Source organism: Micromonospora thermarum, from assembly GCF_012034245.1.
Taxonomy (GTDB): domain Bacteria; phylum Actinomycetota; class Actinomycetes; order Mycobacteriales; family Micromonosporaceae; genus Micromonospora; species Micromonospora thermarum.
Genome location: NZ_JAATEO010000006.1, coordinates 1 through 20,633, shown reverse-complemented (window position 1 = coordinate 20,633; position 20,633 = coordinate 1). Strand labels below are relative to the sequence as shown.

Genomic DNA, 20,633 nt, shown 5'->3' with positions numbered 1-20,633 from the left:
GGTCCACCGATGGACCGGGGCTCGTGCGTGCGCCCATGAGGATCCGTGCTGGCCGTCTCACCGGGGTCGGCGCGACGATGTCCAGCCTTGCTGGTGCAGCCGTTCGATGCCGTCCAGCAGCAGGTCCAGGGCGAACTCGAACTCGAACTGGTCGTCGCAGCCCTGCCCCACGACCGACGCGGTGTCGTGGGATGCCGCCGTGGCGATCTCCGCGAGGTGCGGGAACCGGGCGGCGACCTCCGGTGGCAGGGCTGCCGGCGGGTCGGGGATGGTCGTGCCGGACCGGCCGGCGTTCCGGGAGGCGTCGAACAGTTCCTGACTGAAGCCCAGGATCCGGCTGCCCATCGCGTGCATCACGTGGTGGGTGAGGTCGGCGGAGAACCCGCCGGCCCGGAAGGTCCCGACCATCGAGTCCAGGTAGGCGAGGACGGCCGGCGTCGCCATGTTCCGCGACTCGATCGCGAGCGGCGCCCAGGGGTGGCGCCGCAGCACCTGTCGCGCCGAGAGGATGCGCCGGCGCACCTCGTGCTTCCAGTCGGCGGCGGGGGCCGGCGGGTCGATCTCGTCGACGACCACGTCGATCATGCCGTCGAGCAGTTCGTCCTTGTTGGCCACGTGCTTGTAGAGGGCCATCGGCACGACGCCGAGATCCTGGGCGAGGTTGCGCATGCTGAGGGACCCGATCCCGGCCTCGTCGGCGAGCGCGATGGCGGCGCGCAGGATGCGCTCCCTGCTCAGCGGCGTTCGGGGCGGCATCTCGGCCTGCTCGACCATCTCGCTCCTCGTCCTTCGGCGGCGGGTTGAACCCTAATCCTCTTGACCGGTGTACGGCGTACACCTACAGTGTTCCGCATGGAGGTGTACGCCGTACACCTAGGGGAGGGGAAGATGAAGGCGATCGTCCAAGGCCGGTCGCCTCACACCGGTCATCGACCGGAGCTATCCACTCCACGAGGTGCCCCGAGCCATTCGGTACCTCGAAGGTGAGCACGCCCGGGCGAAAGTCGTCATCACCATCTGACGCGCCATTACCGCCATGGTCCGGCTGGCCACACAAAACGCGACATGTCCGCGGCCGCGAATGGCCAGCCGGTCGTCGGGTAGGCGGAGGGATGACATACGTGGCACCAACGCATCGCAGCTCGTGCGAGCCCATCAGTGGAGGAGTGGTGATGATGCCGGTTGGCCAGCGAATCAGGGGATTCTTGAACAGCCCGCAGGGGCGCAAGCTCATCGAGCGGGGGCGACGTGAAGCGGCGAAACCGAGCACTCAGCAGAAACTCCGTCAGTTCGCCCAGCGAGTGACCGGCGGACCAGCCGGGCGTGGCTGAACCCTGCGAGAGAAACGACCTCGCGCCACCGGCGCACGCCACGTCCGCCGTCCAAGCCGGTCCGGGCGCGCGCCACGGCGCGGGTTGGCGTGACCGCAGCGACGCGGCCGGCCGTCAGCCTTCCATGTCCACCGCGGGGTAGCGATGGCGATGCTGCGCGAAGAACCCGTCGAACTCCCGCAACGGGAGTGGCTCGGGGATCGGATGCCGGGCCGGTATGGCGCGCAGCGCCGACTGGTAGCGGAAGAACGTCGCGAGGTCGCTCGGGTACCGCCCGGGCTCCACTCCGGCGAAGGATCCCGCCACTCGGGCCTGCTGGAGGAGCGCTTGCCACTGGTCGACGGTGGCCAGTCCCGCGGATTCCGCGCCGTGGCAGAACAGCATGAGATGGATGAAGTCGTAGGCGTCCGACTGGTGGAGATAGTGGGCGAGTGCGTCGGCTGACGACTGGACCGGAAACGTGCTCCAGTAGGGTACGCACCCGGTCCGCAGCGTCCACCAGGGCTCGAGGAGGATGAACGAGTCCACCAGCAGCCGATTGGTCGGCAGGCCGCGTCGGCGGTTCCACCAGCGGTAGAGGTCGGCGACGAGTGGGCTGAGGTCCTCGGGGTCGTCGAAGGTCAGTCGCCGTACCTGATAGCCGTGCCGGCGCGCGAACGCGACCACGTCCTCCCGTAGCGCCGGATCGAACCCCCACTCCGCCTCAGGACTGTCGCCGTCGGGCCGCGGCGCCTCCCACCGTGCCCGCTCGATACCGTAACGGCGCAGGAAGGCGGCAATTCGGGGATCGCCCTGGTGGTACTGCGACGGCTCCAGCCCGCCGACCGCACCGAACTGGAAGACGTGTCGCTCCCCGACCCTGGTGGTCGGCCATCGCCGGGTGCATTCGGCGAGCAGGAGGACGCCGCCGGTCTCGAGCGTGTCGGTCAGGAATCGTTCGTACGCGGGTCCGAGCCGGGTGCGTTTCACCCGGAAGTAGGCCATCCGCCGCGACGTCAACCGATCCTGGCTCGGGTCGTGCATGTGGTGAAGCACGAAGTGAGGGTTGCGAGTCAACAGGGCACGGGCGGTGGCGTCGAAGGCGTGGAGGGCCCGCATCGGATCATCCGTGGGCACGTGCCGTTGACGCAGTGGGAGCAGAAGCGTCTGGGGTAACCACGCGATACCGAGGGCCGCGCACAGATGCACGAGCGCCCCACTGGAGGAGCCGACGACGACCGCCGGATACCGGCGCCGCGGATAGAGTCCGACGATCGAGGCCGCGACGTCCTCGATGTCGAGGGTTGCCAGCCGCGCCGCCGGCCGCGCCTCGGCTCCGCTGGCGAGGCTGTAGATCGTCTCTCGCGCCCCGACCGGGAGCCGGTTGGCGGCGACCGCCAGCGGACGCAGAAGGCGGCCGGCCGGCGTGCCCAACGGTGGGGTGGCACGGTCCCGCAGGAAACGGGCAGTTGCCATGACCATCGCCGAAGCGGAGTCAAACGACGCCACCTCGCGGGGTAGTTTCATCGCACCTCCCGCGGGCGGTTACCCCGAAGTTCGTCCGGTAGGCCCGGTTCCGCCCGCGGCTGCGGGGTAAAGCCGGATATGCGGAAGGGTCAGCCGTACGCGCCGCCGTTTCCCACCGACGTGACGACCTCGTACCACGACGGTCCGCTCGGCCGGATGCGCAGCCGGGCGGTCGGCGAGCGCCGATCCGGTACGCCCGAGCTGGTGCTCGTCCAGGGGATGGGAGTGGCCGACTACCTCATGCCCGGCCTCGGCGCCTTCGGCGAATGGACCCGTGCGCACCTGGTCGAGTTGCCCGGCTTCGCGGGCAGCGGTGAGCCGCCGCACGAGCTGAACGTGGCGCAGTTCGGCGAGGCGGTCGCGGACTGGCTCGCCGCCCGGCGACTCGGTCCGGTGGTGCTCGCCGGCCACTCCAGCGGCACCCAGGTCGCCGCCCAGGCCACGGTGGGTCACCCCGATGTGCGTGGTGTCGTCCTGGCCAGCCCCACCATCGATCCCGTGGCTCGTGGCCCACTGCGTCTGGTCATCCGCTGGCGACTGGACGGGCGTCGGGAGCCACCGGGGTTGACCGAGTCACACCGCCCCGAGTGGAAGCGGGCCGGCCTCCGTCGCATGCTGCGCCTCGCACGCGTACACCTCGACCACTCGATCGAGGAACCCGTGGCCCGTCTCACGGTCCCGTTGCTGGTCATCCGCGGCCGAGACGACGTGATCAGTACGGCCCGCTGGGGCCGGCGGTTGTCGTCCCTAACGGCCACCGGCGAGTACGTCGAAGTCGCCGGCGCCCACACGTTCCCGTGGCTGGACCCGAAGGCGTGGTCGGAACCGGTACGCCGCTTCGCGACCAGGCTCAGGGCTGAGTGACGGCGGGCGACGGGGCGCCCTCCAGCGGTCGCCCCGTCGCCTCCGATCTAGCGACGTCGGAGTTCACCGGCCGCCTCCTGGGCCTGCCCCCGCACCTGCTGGGCCGCGGAACGGCCCTGCTCGCCGACGGCGGATGCGCCGTGGACGGCGGTGGACCCCACCGAGCGGGCCGCCTGCTGCGCGGGCTGGCGCAGGTCGTCCCGGAGCTGGTGGCCCATCTGGCTGGCCTGCTCCCGCAGCACGCCGGAGTGCTCGCTGACCATTCCCTTGGCCTGCCCGGCCCACTGCCGCTCCGAGCGGCTCGGTGGGATCAGCGCGGAGACCAGCAGCCCGGCGCCGAAGGCGATCAAACCGGCCGCGAGCGGGTTGCCCTGCGCCTGCTCCCGGGACTGGTGTCCGAGCGAGCGGGCCTCGTCGCGTACCGAGCCGGCCGCGGACGACATCCGCTGCGCGGCGCCATGGCCGTCCATCTGTTGTGTGCCCATCACCTTCTCCTTCGCCCGGTTGAGCGCGCCACGGGCCTGCCCGACGCGGTCACCGGCGATCCGCCGCGGGTTGACCATGTCGGCGAGCGCGTTGATGTCGCTGCTCAACTCGCTCCGGGTGTGTTCGATCTGCTGTCGGATCCGGTCCGGATCGGTCGACATGTTCGCTCCCTCCCGGCTGGTCACCGGCCACGTAGGGCATCTGGCATCTGCCGTGCGGTCTGTTGCGTCCGGGGCAGCACCGCACGTGCCTGCCGCATCTTCGTCCGCCCGTTGGCGAACAGGATGGCGGCCACGACGCCCCAGACGACCGCGACGATGAGCGCGGCCCAGCCCTGGTCCATCACGTTGGACAAACCCCACCAAATGGCGTACGAGACGAACAGCACGGTGAGGAAACCGGCCACCGCGGCGCCACCGAACATGCCGCCGGCCTTGCCGGCCTGGGTCACCTCTTCGCGCAGTTCCGCCTTGGCCAGCTCGATCTCCTGACGGACCAGGGTGGACAGGTCACGGGTCACGTCACCCAGCAGGTGGCCGACCGACTGGGCGCGCTCCTTCGCCGGGGCACTCACGGCGCCACCCGACCCATGTCCGGCTCCCGCTGGCCGGCCGGCGACACGTTCTGCGCCCGCGCCGCCCCGGCGTAGGGGCTCTCACCGACGTACGGGGCATTGACTTCCTGCTGCTGGGCAGCCATGGACGGTGTGTAGCCACCGCCCTGCATGCCACCGCCCTGCATGCCGCCGCGGTGCCCGTTGCCGGATGAGGTCATGTTGCGGGCGAGCCGGCCGGCCAGCAGTCCGGCCGTCGCCGCCCCGGCAAGGAAGACACCCGGGTGCTGCCGGGCGTACCCGCGCACGTCGTTCAGCAGGTCGCCAGGTTCCCGCTCGTCGATCCATCCAGCGACCCGCTGCGCCACGTCGGACGCCCCGCGGACCGCATCGCCGGCGAGCCCGGAGGCTCCGCCCCGGTCCGCCATCGAAACGAGGTCCTGGCTCAGCCCGCGCAATCCCTCGGCGGCGCGGTGCTGCTGCGACCGGGCCCGGTCACGCAGCTGGGAGCCGGCTTCCCCGGTCAGGTTCCGTGCCTGCTGCCGCGCCTCCGCGGCCACGTGCCGGCCCTGCTCGGCCGCGGCGTGACCGATCTGACCGCCCGCTTGTGCGGTCTGCTGGCCGACCCTGGACGCCTGCTGCCGAGCCTGCTCGGCGGTTCCGTGCGTCGGTCTGTTCTGGTTGGTCGCCGTCATCACGCGCTCCCTTCCTGGTTCCAGGCCACAGGCGGGCCCGGAACCCAATCGGCGTACCCGCCGCGCCTCAGCACAATCACCGCCGGGGGCCGGTGGAATCGACGCGGGGAACGGGCTGCGAATGGCGAGCCGGGTCGACCGTTGTTTCCTACCGAAAGATCGGGCGGCAGGGTCGGCGGGTAGCAACCGCGTGACCAGGGGAGGGCCTTCACATTCCGAGCGGCAGAGACAAGGCGCCGGACTGTCCCATCCCTGCGGCGGAGCGGTCGGACGGGGCAGGCCGCGATGAATGGCACGGATGTGGTGGTAGGCGGTAGAACGGTTGATCAGGGAGAGGGTGGAACGACCACGCCGGCGGGCCACAAGAGCCCGATCGCGACACTCGCTCAGCGGAGGCCGGCCACCCTGCGCGCAGCGCGGACGAACGTGCGGCGGGTGACGTCAGGGTCGTCGAGGAAGCAGCCGACCATGAGGGCGTCGCGCAGCATGGCGAGGATCTCGGCCCTGCCGTCGACGTCGTCGCGGCCGGCCTCGGCGAGCAGGCGCCGCAACTCGGCATGGAACCAGGCGCGGTGCTTGTTGATCAACTGGCGTACCGGGCTCTCGGGATCGGGGTACTCGCCGGCTGCCTTGATGAACGGGCAGCCCCGCGTGTGGTGTCGGTAGGCGTCGTCGGCGATCCCTTCGATGGCCAACTCGAGCGCGTGGTCGGCGGAGACGGCGCGGTCGAGCCCTTCCTTCCAGAGGGCCTGGATCACCTTGTCCTCGCGTTCGAGGTACGCCACGACGAGCGCCTCCTTGCCGGCGAAGTGCCGGTAGAGCGTGGCGCGGGTGACCCCGGCCTCCTGGAGGACACGGTCGACCCCGACGCGGTTGATGCCGTCGTTGTAGAACAGACGGCTCGCCGTCGCGAGGAGATGGTCGCGGGGCGGTGATTGCCTGCTACTCGCCATCACTGCATCGTACACCTGCCGGAACGACCGTTCTTTCTGTCACACGTCCGTGGCCTTGCGGAACAGTGCGAAGCGTGGCTAGCTTGCAGGATCAGAGAGAACGACCGTTCTTTCTCTAACCGTTCGTAGGAGTAATCGTGGCGACTCGCGTTCTCTTCGTGCACGGCCTCTGGATCCACGCTCGCGCCTGGGATCCGTGGCTCGACCTCTTCCGCTCGGCCGGATACGAGGCCGAGGCGCCGGGCTGGCCCGGTGACGGCGAGACCGTCACGCAGACGCGGCAGCAGCCGCAGCGTGTCGCCGGATACGGCGTACGCGAGATCACCGACCACTTCACGCGGATCGCGGGGCTCGGCGAGCCGCCGATCGTGATCGGGCACTCGTTCGGCGGGCTCGTCGCCCAGAAGCTGCTCGCCTCGGGCCTCGCCCGGGCCGCGGTGGCGATCGACCCCGCCCCGATCAAGGGCGTCAAAGCACTGCCGTTCTCACAGGTCTGGTCGGCGCTGCCGGTGCTGTACCGCAAGGCCAACCGCGATCGGGCGGTGATGCTCAGTCGCCGCCAGTTCCGGTACGCCTTCGGCAACGCGCTGAGCCGCGAGGAGTCCGACCAGCTCTACGACCGCTGGGCCATCCCCGGTCCGGGCCGGCCGATCTTCGACCTGACCTCGGCGAAGAAGGACCCGGCGTCGCCGGTTGCGGTCGATCTCGACGACCGCAACCGGGGTCCCCTGCTGATCATCGGTGGTGGCCGGGACCACACCATCCCCGAGGTGGTGGCGCGGCAGGCGGCCGGGCTCTACCGCCCGGGCGGCAACACCGAGTACCGAAAGCTCGACGACCGCGGTCACTCCCTCGTGTTCGACAGCGGTTGGCGCGACGTCGCCGAGCCCGTCCTCGACTGGGTGCGTACCCGGACCGCCTGAGCCACGGGCGGAGGAGTACGCGGGAGGTCAGCTGCTTCATCCGCCTACGGCCTTCGCTCTTCCGGGCCGATCCGGTGTGTGACCTCGGAGGAGGGCTGCCCCGGTGACCGTGCTCGCCCACGGTCACCGGGCTGTTAGCCTGCGGCAATGTCCGCAGCTCCCGAGGAGGTTCAGCCGAGCGGCCCCAGTCCTCGGTTGGCCGACATCGGTCGGCTGGCGGCGTTCAGCGACGCTGTCTTCGCCATCGTCATCACCCTGCTCGTGTTGGACTTGCGGGTGCCGGAATTCCACGAGGGCCAGCTGGCCGCGTCACTCCGCGAGGAGGCTCCGTCCTTCCTGGCGTTCGTGGTGTCGTTCGTCTACGTCGGCGTCCTCTGGCTCAACCATCACGCGGTGCTACAACTGGTCCGCGGTACCACACTCGCGCTCAACTGGATCAATCTCGCCATTCTCTTCGGTGTGGTCCTCATCCCGTTCCCCACCATGGTTCTGGCGTCGGCGCTCGCCAATGGCGACACCGACGACCTGCGGGTGGCTGTCGTGCTGTACGCGCTCGCGGCGGCGCTGATGTCAGCACCCTGGTTGGTGTTCTTCGCCTACCTTCGCCGCCATCCGGCACTGCGCGCGAGTCACGTCGGCCAGGACCAGGTCCGTGCGCAGCAGGCTCGCCCGATCATCGGTCTCGTCCTCTTCGGATTGACCGGGTTGCTCGGCTGGATCGTGAATCCGCTGTTCGGACTGCTCGGCATCGTCGTGATGATCATCTATCACGGTTTCACCAGCGAAGGCGTCCGCGCTGGAACCTTCCAGTGGGGAAGGACGGGCCGCCGCGGCTGATCGGCGCCCGTCCGTCCGCGGCCACCGAGGCGAGGGAGGCGAGCCGTGTCGACAGTGCGCCTCGGCCACCCACCTGTCGGCGAGGCTGCGCCTGGATGACCTCACCCTCGCGCAGGGGAGCTATTCGTCCTCGACCCGCAGATCCAGGCCGAGTTGCACGATCTCACCGTCCGGCTCCTGGGCGGTCACGCCTGACACCCCGGTCCTGGTGAACGCCCCCTGTGCCGCCGGCCCCTTGCCGAGCCGGGCCTCCAGCCGGTGAGGCGAGGTGCCCGGCGTACTGCGGACGAAGTGGTTCGAACGCCGGCACGTGCTGCACCACACCCGCCGGTGGCACCGCAGCCACCTCGACGAGCTGCACTCGGCCTGGCTCAACGGCGTCGGCGTGCTGGTGTGGGAGAGCGTCTTCGGGGTCTGGGTCGGCTGGAACGAGCGGGACCGGGCCGTGCTGCGGGCCATGCGCCGCGTGCAGGCCAGCCACGCCGCGTGGCTGCGCGCCGAGGACTGGGTCCCGCTCGCCGACCACCCCGGCACCGGCCGGGTGTACGCGTCCCGCTGGACGCACGACGGCGAGCCGCTGTGGACCGTGGTGAACTCCGGCGACGACCACGACGGCCCGTGGCTGGTCACCGAGCCGCGTCCCGGCCGACGCTACGTCGACCTGGTCACCGGCGCCGAGCTGGCCGTCACCCCGACTGCCGACGGCCGGGTCGCGGTGGGCGGGCCCCTGCCCGCCGGGGCGATCGCTGCCGTGGTCGCCACCGTCGCCGCTGCTGGCCGCGGTGAGCGCCTGGGCCGCCCGGCGCGGGCGCGCGGCCGGGTGGTGGTCGCGGCCGCGGGCCGCCCTGGCCCCGCCGGCCATGTCGGTGTACGCGAACGTCGCCGACACCGACGGGCTGGCCGCCTCCTGTGCGCTCGGCCGGCGCCTCGGCTTCCTCGGCCGGGCCGCCATCCACCCCCGGCAGCTGCCGGTGATCGCCGAAGCGTTCCGCCCCGCCGAGCGGGATGTGGCCCGGGCCGAGGAGCTGCTGGCCGCCCCGGGCCGCGTACGAGGCAGGGCGCAAGAGCCGGCGCACCCACCTGCGTCCCGCCTGACTGGCTGCCCGGCGACGGTCGGACCTACGCTGGACGCCATGCACGACGCCGCCCTTCACGGTGCCGAGGTTCCTTCCCGCGACGTGATCCTCGACGCCGCCACGGCACTGATGGCGCGGCTCGGCTACGCCGGCACCTCCATCTCGAAGATCTCCGCCGCCTCCGGGTCACCGGCCAGCTCGATCTACTGGCACTTCGGCAACAAGGACGGGATCTACCTCGCGGTGCTCCGCCGTGCCCGCCACAACCTCGTCGACTCGCTCCCGGGGCCGCCGTCCGGTGAGACGGTGGGGGAGCGGCTGACCGCGTTCCTCGACGGCGCGAACGCCGCGTTCGAGCGCCACCCGCACGACCTACGGCTGCTGCTCGATCTCGGCATGCTGGAGAAGGGCGCCGGTGTCGCGGCCATCGCCGAGCTGGGGGAGTACCGGCTGGCACTGCGGCAGTGGGCCGTCGACTCGCTCGGCCACGTCTTCGGCCTCGTCGACCGCCCGGCCGTCGCCGACGAACTCGCCCGCTTCATGCTCAGCGTGGTCGGCGGGACCGCGATCGCGCGCTGGTTCGACGGTCCGGTGACGTCGCTGCCCGTACCGCAGTTGCGCGTCGCCCTGCTGGCCCTCGCGCGCCAGCACGGACTGCCGGTGGACGAGGCCCTCTCGTAGCCGAGCACGTTCAGGCTCAGCGTCACATCCATTGACATCGGTCGTTGCCGTGGCCATCCTGTGATGGTCAGGTTACTGAACGGTCACTATCCAAATCCGTCCCTGTATGGACCGATTTGCGGATAGGACCCGATCGGCAAGGGAGGACATGGTGTCTCTGCGCAGACTGACGTTGGCGGTGGCCGCTGCGGTCGCCGTCGCCGGCACCGCGGTCGCCGGCATCCCGGTGGCGAGCGCCGCCGACGGTGGCGAGCCGCAGGCCGCGATGACCGAGACCAGGACCATCCGGTACGGCCCGTGGACGATTCCCGCCGCCACCGGCCACACCCACGACGAGATGGGCGGCACCGGCAACCGGCTGGCGTTCAACATCGAGAAGCCGTGCACGGACTGCATGGTGACGGCGATCAAGCCGAACCTGGTGTACGAGGACGGCAGGAACGCCAACATCAACACCGGTCCGATGCTGCACCACGCCGTGATCGGCCAGCTCGGCGAGCCGGACCTGGTATGCCGCCTCGGCGGCCTCGGCCCGAAGCGCCTGTTCTCGTCCGGCAACGAACGGACCCCGGTGACGTTGCCCGCCGGATACGGGCTGCGGATCGACTCCGGCGACCGCTGGAGCATGGTGTACGACCTGATGAATCACGCCCACCAGGAGAGGACCGTCTACATCTCCATCGAGTACACCTACGTGACCGGCCCCGCCGCGCGGCGACTGACGCCGGTCACCCCGATGTGGTTGGACGTGGTCAGCTGCCTCAACCCCACCTTCGACGTTCCCGCCGGAGAGGTCACCCGGACCAAGCGGTGGAAGTCGACGGTGAGCGGCGAGATCGTCTACCTGAAGGGTCACCTTCACCACGGCGGTAGGACCATCACGACCACCAACGCCACCACGGGTCAGCGACTCTGCGAGGTCACCGTGGTCTCCGGCGGTACGCCGGAGTACATCGACGAGCACGGCAACAAGGAAATCTCCAGCGCGCCGCCCTGCATCGGCGCCCCGGTCGCGACCGTCCGTCGCGGAGATGTCCTGGAGGTCGCGGCCCGCTACGTCGCCGATCATCCGCACGAGGACGTCATGGGCATCGTGACGGGCTACATCGCCGAGCGCTGACGGCGCGACGCCGAGTGGGCGGGCTCCGCAGGACACGGCCCGCCCACGCCGGTCCGGCACCACACGAGCGTTTCGCACCACCCCGGTGACCGCCGGCCTTCCTTCCAAGGTGGTTGTTCGTAAGCAGTGCGGAGATTGTCATGACAGCTCTGGACGGGAGCGGCCGCATCACCCGGCCGCGCCGCTCCCGGACCCGGCGCCGGACCGCGCCCTATCTCGTGGCGCTGGCGCTGCTGGTCGCCTGGACCGCGATGTTCCTCGCCGCCCCGCATGTAGCAGCGAGCACGGGTGTCCGGCAGTTGGCGCTCTTCGCCCATCTGGCCGCGCTGGTGCTGGGCTTCGGCGCGGTGCTGACCCTGGACTGGTTCGCCCTGATGTGGCTGCTGCGACGCCGAACCCTGGATTCCGTCATGCAGGTCGCGCGCGGTGTCCACCCGCCGATCTGGCTCGGACTGGGCGGGCTGGCGCTCAGTGGTGTGGTCCTCGCGCCCGACACGTCCGCGCCGCTGACCGTGGTCAAACTGGTTGCGGTGCTGGCCGTGGCCATCAACGGTCTCTGCGCGCGGCAGGTGCAGCGGCGGCTGGCGGAACTGAACGGGGTCAGCCCGCCGCGCCGGCTCCTGCTGACCGCGGCCCTCGTCATGGTGATCTCCCAAGCCGGCTGGTGGACCGCCACCGCCGTCGGATTTCTCAATGCCCAGCGGTAGACGCGACCGGACGGCCACGTGGTACACCGGTTGAGGAGGGGCCGATCGGCCGGGCGGGCCGGTGGCTCGGGGGCCGGAAGGCCTGGGTAGCTTCCCTGTCATGAGTAAGGACACCTTCCGCTCGGTGGAGATCGAGCGCACCAGCGTCGGAAAGTACGTCGTGCGGAACGTCCGCGGCGGATCGATGTCGATGGGCACGGGCGAGGACGGCAGCTTCACGCCGGTGGAACTGCTGCTGGCGGCCCTCGGCGGCTGCACCGCGGTGGACGTGGACCACGTCACGAGCCGCCGTGCCGAGCCGACCCAGTTCTCCGTCCAGGTCACCGGTGACAAGATCCGGGACGAGGCCGGCGGTAACCGGATGCAGAACCTCAAGGTCGAGTTCACCGTGACCTTCCCGGCGGGCGCGGACGGCGACCGGGCGCGCGAGGCACTGCCCCGGTCGTTGCAGCAGTCGCACGACCGGCTCTGCACCGTCTCCCGTACCGTCGAACTCGGCACTCCCGTCTCGATCGTCGAGGTTACGGCTTCCACCGGGGACTGAGGTTTCGCCACCCGCGGTGCTCCGGCAGCGGCTGCGGCCCTGATCAGGATTCGGACGGTCACGGCTGCCGGGTCGTCAGCGACTCGTGGCCTGCTCCCGCAGCCACCCGTGCGGGCCGCACCCCGGCCATCGCATGGCTGCTGACGGGGACCGGTTGCACTCCTGGAATTGGAGCGATTCCCGTAGCATCGGGCTGTTTCTTCCCTGGCGGTGCGGAGGCGACCGCATGGACGATGTGACCCTCCGGGCGCTGCGCCTCCTCGAGGAGGCGCAGGCCGGCGGTGCGGCGCAGGTGCTGGCGGCCGCCGAGTCGGCGCTTCGCGAAGCCAGCGGAGAGATCTGCGATGGTCCGGCGGCGATGCACTTCGCGCGCGTCGTGGCGTTGACCCGGTTGGGGGACCTGCCTGCCGCTGTCGCCGCCGCCGACCTGATGCTGGCCGCCGCCGACCGCGAACGTAGCGTCGGTTGGCGTTCCTGTGCGCTGTCGCTCCGTGCCAACAGACGGCTGCGCCTCGGCGACCAGGACATCGCCGAGTACGACATCGAGGCGGTGCTCAGGGATCTCGTCAGCGCGGAGACCGCCCTGCTCGCGGAGGAACCGGACCCGGTGATCGCGGGTAACGCCCACACCGGGATCGCGATCGGTTACGCCCAACTGCGCCTCTACGAGCTGGCCGAACCCCAGTTCCAGGCGGCGTACGAGGCGACCTGCCGGGTGTCCTACCCGGACAACGGCAATCGCGCGATGTGGCTGTGCAATCTGGCGGAACTGAACCTGACGTGGGCGCTGGAGCTGTACCAGGTCGGTCAGGTCGCCGAGGCCGAGAAGCACAGTACCGCCGCCGAGGAGTACGCGATGCGGGCGGCGGCGGAGGCCTGCGGGCCCAAGGCGGAGGTGTGGCGGCTCTCGGCGTTGCTGTACGCGGCGTGCTCACGCGCCGACCGCCAGGACCCGGCCGGCGCGGCGACCGACATCCCCCGGTACATGGCGCTCCTACAGACCCACGGCCTGGCGGAACAGCAGCACGAGCTGCTGCTGTGCCGGCCCTTCCACGCCGTCGCGCTCAGCCGCTCGGGACGCCCGGACGAGGCGTTGCGCGTCATCGAGCACGCCGTCGCCGCCCTGTCACCCGACACCGATTGGCTGATCTCGGCGGCGCTGCACCGTACGCACGCGGTGCTGCTGTCGGCGAACGGGTCGCGCGACGCCGTACCGGGGCTGACCTACGGAGACGCGCTCGCGGAGCTGCTGTGGCGCCAGCGGCACCGCTGGCTGCACACGGCGGTGACGATGCAGTCGTACGACGTCCTGCGCTGGCAGCACGAGCAGGCCGAGCGGGCGGCGCAGACCGACCCACTGACCGGGGTGGCGAATCGCCGTGGTCTCGACAACTTCCTGCTGAACCTGGCCGCCCCCGGCATCCCCGCCGACGATCCGGTCGCGGTGTTGACCATGGACATCGACCGGTTCAAGCACATCAACGACTCGCTGGGGCACGCCACTGGCGACGACGTGCTGCGGGCCGTCGCGCAGGTGCTCACGGCCAGCGTCCGCAAGGGCGATTTCGTGGCCCGGTTGGGCGGAGACGAGTTCGTCGCCATCCTTCCGGGTGCCGACCCCGCGGCCGCCACGCACGTCGCCCGGCGGGCCGTGGACGCCGTGGCCGGCATGACGACGTGGCGGGCACGAGTAAGCGTCGGGGTCGCCAGCGGCCCCGCGTACGCGGTCGCGGAGAGCCTCGCACACGCCGACCGCGCGATGTACGCCGCGAAGCGCGCGGGCGGCAACCGGGCGACCTGCTGTCACAGCGTGACCTGAGCGGGATCCGGTCGGGGCGGGTCCCGTCCGCCGGCAAGGCGCTGATCATGGTTGGCGTCGGTGTCGTCGCGTACGTCGTCTGGCTTGCCATCGCGGTCGCGGTGCGTGGAGCGGTCACGTCGGGTTAGCGGTCTGCGTCCCCGGCGGCCAGGGCACCTGCCGTGTCGTCAGGTGCCCTGGCCGAACCGGGCGAGTTTCGCCGGGTTGAGGATGATCAACACTTGTCCGATCCCCTCGGAGGAGGCATCGATCGCGCACAGTGCGACGAGGGATCCTGCCCGGCGGACGAGGACGGCTTCCTGTCCGTTGGACTCGACGACGTCCAGCGAGACATCCCTGCCGAACTTGGTCATGAGGCCGACGAGGTAGCGGGCGACGGTGGCCCGGCCGGTGACCGGTACCCGCGCCGCGCTGACCATGCCACCGCCGTCGGCGTAGGAGACGACGTCGTTCGCGAGCAGCTTCTCCAGCTGGCCGAGATCACCCGAGCGTGCGGCGGCGAGGAAGGCGTGGAGCAGCCGGCCGTGGTCGGCGGGTGCGACCGGCGTGTGCCGTTCCTCCGCGAGGTGCGTGCGAGCCCGGCGCCCGAGCTGGCGCGCGTACGCCTCGGTGATGTCGAGGACCTCGGCGATCTGCCGGAAGGGGTAGTCGAAGGCCTCGCGTAGCACGTACACGGCGCGCTCGGTCGGGGTCAGCCGTTGCAGGAGGAGGAGCACCGCGAGGCCGAGAGCCTCGCCCTGCTCGGCTCGGGTCGCCGGGTCGACCGACGTCTGGACGGGCTCGGGCAGCCACGGGCCGACGTAGGACTCTCGCCGGGCGCGTGCCGATGTCGCCGCGTTGAGGGCGAGCCTGGTTGTGGCGGTGACGAGGAACGCCGTCGCGTCCCGTACCGCGCTCCGGTCCGTGTGCTGCCACCGTAGCCACGTGTCCTGGACGATGTCCTCGGCGTCCTGGACGGTGCCGAGCATCCGGTAAGCGATGCCGAACAGCCGGGGCCGGACGGTGTCGAAGACCCGCAGGGCATCCGTCGAGACCTCGCGGTGGGGCATGACGTCTGTTTCCTCCCGTTGGTAGCCGCCTGTCGCCGTTGCCGGGGTCTCCTGTCCACCTGGTTCCGGCGCACCGGGGTGCGGCGTCCGGGGCCGGCATACCCGTTCCGTGATCCGAATCGCTGCGGCGGCGCGGGAGTGACGACCGACGTCCTGCCGGACGCCGGTCCGGTTGTCACGAATCCCGAGGTCACCCGGTCCTTGGTGGCGAACAGGCGAGGCAGCTCGCCCACGAAACAGGAAGGCGTAGGGACAGAGCCGGCCGGCAGCCCCTGTCTCACGTGTCGACCTCCCGCCCTGCGGACGAGAGGTCCGGAACCATCGGAAGGCGGCCACCATGACCGATACCGGGCGAAACCAGCCAAGCGGCCTCGATCAGATCCCGGACCGCGACCCCGAGGAGACCGCCGAGTGGGCCGCGTCTCTCGACGCCGTCACCGCGGCAGCCGGGCCGCACCGCGCCTCGTACCTCTTGCGCCGCACGCTGGAACACGCCGAGAACTCCGGCCTCGTCCTGCCCAAGCTGCTGGAGACCGAGTACCTCAACACCATCCCGACCGCCGCCGAGCCGGAGTTCCCCGGCGACGAGGAGATGGAGCGGCGCATCACCGCCTGGAACCGCTGGAACGCCGCCGCGATGGTGACCCGCGGCAGCCGCTACGGCCTGGGCGGCCACATCGCCACGTTCGCCTCCGCCGCCTGGCTCTACGAGACCGGATTCCAGCACTTCTTCCGCGGTAAGGAGGCCGACGGCTCCGGCGACCAGCTCTACATCCAGGGCCATGCCGCCCCCGGCATCTACGCCCGCGCCTTCCTCGACGGACGGCTCACCGAGGGCCACCTCGACCGGTTCCGGCAGGAGGTGGGCGGCGACGGCCTCCCCTCCTATCCGCACCCGCGCCGCCTGCCGTGGCTCTGGGAGTTCGCCACCGTGTCGATGGGCCTGGGCCCGCTGTCGGCGATCCACCAGGCGCGGTTCAACCGCTATCTGCAGCACCGTGGCATCAAGGACACCTCCGCCTCGCGGGTGTGGGCGTTCCTCGGCGACGGCGAGATGGACGAGCCCGAGTCGACCGCCGCACTCGCCCTCGCCGGTCGCGAAGGCCTGGACAATCTCACCTTCGTGATCAACTGCAACCTGCAGCGGCTCGACGGACCGGTGCGCTCCAACTTCAAGATCGTCCAGGAGCTGGAGGCCCAGTTCCGCGCGGCGGGCTGGAACGTCGTCAAGTCGCTCTGGGGCTCGGCCTGGGACGACCTGTTCGCGCTCGACACCACGGGCGCGCTCGTACGCCGGCTGCGCGAGGTCCCCGACGGGCAGTTCCAGACGTACGCGGCCCGGGACGTCGGCTACATCCGCGACCATTTCTTCGGCGCCGACCCGGCGCTCGTCGAGATGGCGAAGGTGCTGACCGACGCGAAGATCGCCGAGTGCTTCCACACCTCGCGGGCGGGCCACGAACCCCGCAAGGTGTACGCCGCCTACCGGGCCGCGGTCGAGCACCGGGGCGCGCCGACCGTGATCCTCGTCCAGACGGTCAAGGGACACACGCTCGGCCCCGGCTTCGAGTCGCGCAACGCCAACCACCAGATGAAGAAGCTGACCGGCGACGAGTTCCGCGCGCTGCGGGACCTCCTCGAACTCCCCATCCCCGACAGCAGGCTCGACGACGAGCTGGTGCCGTACGTCCACCCCGGCGCCGACTCGCCGGAGGTCCGTTACCTCCACGAGCGCAGGGCCGCGCTGGGCGGGCCCGCCCCGGCTCGCCGGGTCCACCCGGTCGTGCTGCCCGAGCCGTCCGCCCGGCCCTTCGACGCCCTGGCCAAGGGGTCCGGTAGTCAGGAGATCGCCACGACCATGGCCTTCGTCCGCCTGGTCAAGGACCTGATGCGGGATCAGGAGACCGGCAGGCGTTGGGTGCCGATCGTTCCGGATGAGGCGCGGACGTTCGGCATGGAGTCACTCTTCCCCACCGCCGGGATCTACTCGCCGCACGGCCAGACCTACGACCCGGTCGACCGCGACACGCTCCTGTACTACAAGGAGGCCAGGAACGGCCAGATCCTCCACGAGGGCATCACCGAGGCCGGTTCGATGGCCGACTTCACCGCCGCCGCCACGTCGTACGCCACCCACGGCGAGCCGATGATTCCCTTCTACGTCTTCTACGCGATGTTCGGCTGGCAGCGGACGGCCGACCAGATGTGGGCGCTCGCCGACCAGCTCGGCCGCGGCTTCCTCATCGGTGCCACCGCCGGCCGTACCACGATGACCGGCGAGGGCCTGCAACACGCGGACGGCCACTCCCACCTGATCGCCTCCACCAACCCGGCGGCGATCGCCTACGACCCGGGCTTCGCGTACGAGGTCGCCGTGATCGTCCGCGACGGTCTGCGCCGGATGTACGGGCCGGACGCGGAGAACGTCTTCTACTACCTGACCGTCTACAACGAGGCGAAGGTCCAGCCGCCCATGCCGCCGGGCAAGGCCGTCGAGGAGGGCATCCTCAAGGGCCTCTACCGGTTCCGGGAAGCCGATGCCCGGGAGCTGGCGGCGGACGCCCCGCGCCTGCAGCTGCTCGCCTCCGGCACCGCCGTCCACTGGGCCCTGGAGGCCCAGCGGCTCCTCGCCAGCGACTGGAGCGTGGCGGCCGACGTGTGGTCCGCCACCTCCTGGAGCGAGCTGCGCCGCGACGCCCTGGACTGTGACGCGGCGCAGCTCAAGGGCGAGGAGCGGATCCCGTACGTCACCCGGGTGCTGGACGGCGCCCCCGGCCCGGTGCTCGCCGTCAGCGACTGGATGCGGGCGGTCCCGGACCAGATCAGCCAGTGGGTGCCGCAGGACTGGCACTCGATCGGCACGGACGGCTTCGGCCTCTCCGACACCCGCGAGGCCGTCCGTCGCCACTTCGGGGTGGACCCGCAGTCGGTCGTGGTCGCGGCGCTGGCAGCCCTGGCCAGACGGGGCGAGGTCAAGCCCGAGACCGTTCGGGAGGCCCGCAGGCGCTACGGAATCGCCGACGACTGACCCCGGGGTGACACCGTCAGACGCGGGTGATGCGGACAGCGTCGGCGATGACGTAGCCGGTGCCGTTGGTCCACCGGCTCACTCCCACCGTGTTGCGGTCGCCCGCCGACAGGGTGAACACGCCGAGCGACAGCCACCGGCCGCCGTTGAGACGCTGGTTCACCCGCACCGTCTGGTTGCCGCTGGTGGTCGCCACCAGGTGCGGGGTCGAGTCGTTGTAGCCGGGGTCGGCCGGGTACCAGACCGATACCTCGTACGTGCCCGTCTCCGGTACGTCTGCCCGGTACCAGGCGACGTCGCTGGCCGGGGTGGGGCCGGCGTACCGGTAGTCGGTGCCGTGCCGCTGGGCGGAGTATGCCGACGTGCCCCAGTTCGCGCTCGCCGTGAACCGACCGGCGGTGGTGTTGTCGACCGTCACGCTGAACCCGGTCGGTGGCGTCGTCCCGGTCGAGACGTCGAGGTAGTCGCGGTCGATGTAGAGCCGTACGCCGCCCCAGGTCTCGTAGCTGTCACCGGTGTACTGGTGGATGCGTTGCCGGTCGGCGTAGTAGGCGTCCGGGCAGTAGTCGCCGGCGTCGGTGTCGGCCACGCCGTTCCACCAGGCGAAGAAGAGATGGTCGACGCGGGTGTACCGGCTGTCGTGGTAGGCGCTGCACAGGTCCCGGACCCCGGAGGATCCGCTGGAGTACATGCCCGAGAGGTAGCCGAGCGCGTGGAGGCGTTCGGTCCAGCCGGAGAGGTACGAGAGCACGGCCGCCTTGCACGACTCACTCGACGGGTAGTGCTCGATGTCGTTGTAGACCACGCTTCCGGCGGGGATGCCCAGCGCCTGGGCCGCGCTCACCGCACTGGTGGCGCGGGCCGCTCCCTCGGACCGGGCCGTGGTCGGGTCGTACGACATCTTCGGTGTGCGGGTGCCGCACGGTGCCTGGCGGTCGAGTTCGATGGGGATGAGGTGCCAGCCGTTGTTGGTCTGGTTGGTCACCCAGCTCGCGGTCAGGTTCGCCTGCGTGCAGGAGCGGCTGGAGCCGCTGATGTAGATGCCGATGGCCCGGTAGGGCGACGCGTTCCGCCACGCGTCCATCGTCGACTGCGACGGGGCGGTGCACGTGTCGAAGCCCCTGCCGGTGTAGGTGCCCGGCTGCGGACCGGACGCCGTCGACGACGCCACCGTGGCGGGTTTCGCGCCGGTCCGCACGTCGCCCACCGGCGCCGGCCGGGCAACCGGATCGAGCCGGGCGGAGGCCAGGATGCGCCGGACCGCCGGCTCGGTGTCCGGCGTGTGCAGGGCGCTGACGAGTACGCCCGCGTCGCGCACCGCGATCCGGATCGACCCGTCGCGGGAGACCGGCCTGCCCGCGGTCGCCGTCCCGCTCCCCGTGATCGTGGTGTCCGCCGTGAGCCGCTCGGTGGTGACGGAGTCGATCGGCTCGACGATCAGTCCTGCCGTTCGCCCGACGAGCCGCGGAGGGCACCAGGGCTCGTCGCCCGGATGGCCGAGGTAGACCGCGGGCCGGTCGAACCGGACGCACGCGTGCGGGTCGGTGGACAGGTCGACGACCTGCCAGTCGGCGGGCACCGACAGGCGGTAGCCGCGGTAGCTGACGGTTCGTTCGTCCGCGGGGGCGGCCCAGGTCGGTGCGGCCGCCACGGCCAGACCGACGGTGGCGGCCATGAGGCTGCCCATGATCCTTCTCATCTCGTCGACGCCCTCTCGGTGAAAACCTTCGCTTCAGACCGAACGCCTTGGCAGATTCCTACCACCTGGGCGTCGTTCGCGCTAGAGACGGCTGTCGATGGATGCGTGCGACGGTGTTCGCGGCGGTGTGGACCGGCCCGGGGGAGTCCGAGTCCGGGGCCCAACCGGTCCAGGTCGGCGCGGTCAGCCGAGCCAGTGGCCGTCGCGCATGAGGTCGCGGCCCCGCAGCTCGTTCGCCTCACGCCAGGCCTGGATGCGCCGCGGCCGGATCAGGAAGTACTGGTAGGGCTCGTCGAGCTCGCGCGGGTCGAAACCGGTCCTGGTCGCGAACGCGTCGCCCGTCGAAGGGGCGAGATCGGCGACGTCCACCGGCTCGGCGGTGCCGTCGACGACGACGACGTCGCGGGTCGGCCCGAGGCTGAGGCGCACCCGGCTGTCCGCCAGCAGGTTGCGGCCGGTGACCGACGCGCGCGGCGTCGAGATGAGGAACGCGGTCCCGTCCCACAGGTACGAGAGCGGGACGAGGTGGACGCCGCCCGGGGATCCCGACGTCGCGACCCAGAGATCGACGTCGCTCTCCAGCTTCGCGCGAGTGTCCCGCACCCGCTCCGCACGGCCACGCGGCGGTGCGTCCGTCATGCTTCCTCCAGTCACGATGGCTGCCATGGCAGTCAGGCTAGGTGCGGCTCGTGGGCCGGGGCTTCTCGATTCCTGACCGGTCTGGTGACCTGTTTGGCGAGGCATGGCGGCATTCCGGCCGTC

The 20,633-nt window shown here is 70.9% G+C and carries 19 protein-coding genes and 1 pseudogene; 10 read left to right on the top strand and 10 right to left on the bottom strand.

Annotated elements, in window-relative coordinates; translation table 11 throughout:
- Positions 1-57: 57 nt before the first annotated feature.
- The gene (locus tag HCJ94_RS07425) at positions 58-774 is read right to left on the bottom strand and encodes a TetR/AcrR family transcriptional regulator (RefSeq protein ID WP_168000230.1); all 717 of its coding nucleotides are present in this window, start codon (positions 772-774) and stop codon (positions 58-60) included.
- A gap of 118 nt (positions 775-892) precedes the next feature.
- On the opposite strand from HCJ94_RS07425, the pseudogene HCJ94_RS07420 reads away from it, so the two are divergent.
- Positions 893-1,021, top strand: a pseudogene (locus tag HCJ94_RS07420) (zinc-binding dehydrogenase); the annotation flags it as partial.
- A gap of 424 nt (positions 1,022-1,445) precedes the next feature.
- On the opposite strand, the gene HCJ94_RS07415 reads toward HCJ94_RS07420, so the two are convergent.
- On the bottom strand, positions 1,446-2,837 hold the full coding sequence (locus HCJ94_RS07415; RefSeq protein ID WP_168000229.1) for a hypothetical protein: 1,392 nt from the start codon (positions 2,835-2,837) through the stop codon (positions 1,446-1,448).
- 78 nt (positions 2,838-2,915) lie between these two features.
- Between HCJ94_RS07415 and HCJ94_RS07410 the strand changes: the two genes are divergently transcribed.
- Positions 2,916-3,701, top strand: coding sequence for an alpha/beta fold hydrolase (locus HCJ94_RS07410; protein WP_168000228.1), 786 nt, complete (start codon positions 2,916-2,918; stop codon positions 3,699-3,701).
- 47 nt (positions 3,702-3,748) lie between these two features.
- Here HCJ94_RS07410 and HCJ94_RS07405 read toward each other — a convergent pair whose 3' ends face one another.
- From HCJ94_RS07405 to HCJ94_RS07390, 4 genes are all read right to left on the bottom strand, one after another.
- A complete protein-coding gene (locus tag HCJ94_RS07405) occupies positions 3,749-4,348 on the bottom strand; it encodes a DUF3618 domain-containing protein (RefSeq protein WP_168000227.1) in 600 nt (199 codons plus the stop codon).
- 20 nt (positions 4,349-4,368) lie between these two features.
- Positions 4,369-4,761: a phage holin family protein gene (locus HCJ94_RS07400; RefSeq protein WP_168000226.1), complete on the bottom strand. Its 393-nt coding sequence runs from the start codon at positions 4,759-4,761 to the stop codon at positions 4,369-4,371.
- Entirely contained in the window at positions 4,758-5,435 is a 678-nt protein-coding gene (locus HCJ94_RS07395) for a hypothetical protein (protein WP_168000225.1), read from the bottom strand. Before HCJ94_RS07395 ends, HCJ94_RS07400 begins: the two co-directional genes overlap by 4 nt.
- Before the next feature lie 386 nt (positions 5,436-5,821).
- Positions 5,822-6,388 carry a TetR/AcrR family transcriptional regulator gene (locus HCJ94_RS07390; RefSeq protein WP_168000224.1) on the bottom strand — a complete coding sequence of 189 codons (567 nt, stop codon included), beginning with the start codon at positions 6,386-6,388 and terminating at the stop codon, positions 5,822-5,824.
- A gap of 137 nt (positions 6,389-6,525) precedes the next feature.
- On the opposite strand from HCJ94_RS07390, the gene HCJ94_RS07385 reads away from it, so the two are divergent.
- Both HCJ94_RS07385 and HCJ94_RS07380 read left to right on the top strand, forming a co-directional pair.
- Complete coding sequence (locus HCJ94_RS07385; protein ID WP_309227178.1) at positions 6,526-7,311, top strand: alpha/beta hydrolase; 786 nt, start codon at positions 6,526-6,528, stop codon at positions 7,309-7,311.
- A gap of 195 nt (positions 7,312-7,506) precedes the next feature.
- Complete coding sequence (locus tag HCJ94_RS07380) at positions 7,507-8,148, top strand: TMEM175 family protein (RefSeq protein WP_205800875.1); 642 nt, start codon at positions 7,507-7,509, stop codon at positions 8,146-8,148.
- Positions 8,149-8,268: 120 nt separating this feature from the next.
- Here HCJ94_RS07380 and HCJ94_RS07375 read toward each other — a convergent pair whose 3' ends face one another.
- Positions 8,269-8,778, bottom strand: coding sequence for a hypothetical protein (locus HCJ94_RS07375; RefSeq protein ID WP_168000222.1), 510 nt, complete (start codon positions 8,776-8,778; stop codon positions 8,269-8,271).
- Positions 8,779-8,930: 152 nt separating this feature from the next.
- On the opposite strand from HCJ94_RS07375, the gene HCJ94_RS31110 reads away from it, so the two are divergent.
- The 5 genes from HCJ94_RS31110 to HCJ94_RS07345 all read left to right on the top strand — a co-directional run bounded on the left by HCJ94_RS31110 (position 8,931) and on the right by HCJ94_RS07345 (position 14,095).
- Positions 8,931-9,905 carry a TetR family transcriptional regulator gene (locus HCJ94_RS31110; protein ID WP_205800874.1) on the top strand — a complete coding sequence of 325 codons (975 nt, stop codon included), beginning with the start codon at positions 8,931-8,933 and terminating at the stop codon, positions 9,903-9,905.
- Positions 9,906-10,056: 151 nt separating this feature from the next.
- Entirely contained in the window at positions 10,057-11,025 is a 969-nt protein-coding gene (locus HCJ94_RS07360) for a hypothetical protein (RefSeq protein WP_168000221.1), read from the top strand.
- 140 nt (positions 11,026-11,165) lie between these two features.
- Positions 11,166-11,732: a hypothetical protein gene (locus HCJ94_RS07355; RefSeq protein WP_168000220.1), complete on the top strand. Its 567-nt coding sequence runs from the start codon at positions 11,166-11,168 to the stop codon at positions 11,730-11,732.
- A gap of 100 nt (positions 11,733-11,832) precedes the next feature.
- Positions 11,833-12,276, top strand: coding sequence for an OsmC family protein (locus HCJ94_RS07350; RefSeq protein ID WP_168000219.1), 444 nt, complete (start codon positions 11,833-11,835; stop codon positions 12,274-12,276).
- Positions 12,277-12,502: 226 nt separating this feature from the next.
- On the top strand, positions 12,503-14,095 hold the full coding sequence (locus tag HCJ94_RS07345) for a GGDEF domain-containing protein (RefSeq protein WP_168000218.1): 1,593 nt from the start codon (positions 12,503-12,505) through the stop codon (positions 14,093-14,095).
- A 167-nt stretch (positions 14,096-14,262) separates the two neighbouring features.
- Here the strand turns inward: HCJ94_RS07345 and HCJ94_RS07340 are convergent, their stop codons facing one another.
- Entirely contained in the window at positions 14,263-15,144 is an 882-nt protein-coding gene (locus HCJ94_RS07340; protein WP_168000217.1) for an RNA polymerase sigma-70 factor, read from the bottom strand.
- A gap of 337 nt (positions 15,145-15,481) precedes the next feature.
- On the opposite strand from HCJ94_RS07340, the gene aceE reads away from it, so the two are divergent.
- Positions 15,482-18,172 carry a pyruvate dehydrogenase (acetyl-transferring), homodimeric type gene (gene aceE / locus HCJ94_RS07335; RefSeq protein WP_168000216.1) on the top strand — a complete coding sequence of 897 codons (2,691 nt, stop codon included), beginning with the start codon at positions 15,482-15,484 and terminating at the stop codon, positions 18,170-18,172.
- A 16-nt stretch (positions 18,173-18,188) separates the two neighbouring features.
- Here the strand turns inward: aceE and HCJ94_RS07330 are convergent, their stop codons facing one another.
- Both HCJ94_RS07330 and HCJ94_RS07325 read right to left on the bottom strand, forming a co-directional pair.
- A complete protein-coding gene (locus HCJ94_RS07330; RefSeq protein ID WP_309227177.1) occupies positions 18,189-19,859 on the bottom strand; it encodes a glycoside hydrolase domain-containing protein in 1,671 nt (556 codons plus the stop codon).
- A 195-nt stretch (positions 19,860-20,054) separates the two neighbouring features.
- On the bottom strand, positions 20,055-20,537 hold the full coding sequence (locus HCJ94_RS07325) for a pyridoxamine 5'-phosphate oxidase family protein (protein WP_240944031.1): 483 nt from the start codon (positions 20,535-20,537) through the stop codon (positions 20,055-20,057).
- Positions 20,538-20,633 lie beyond the last annotated feature (96 nt).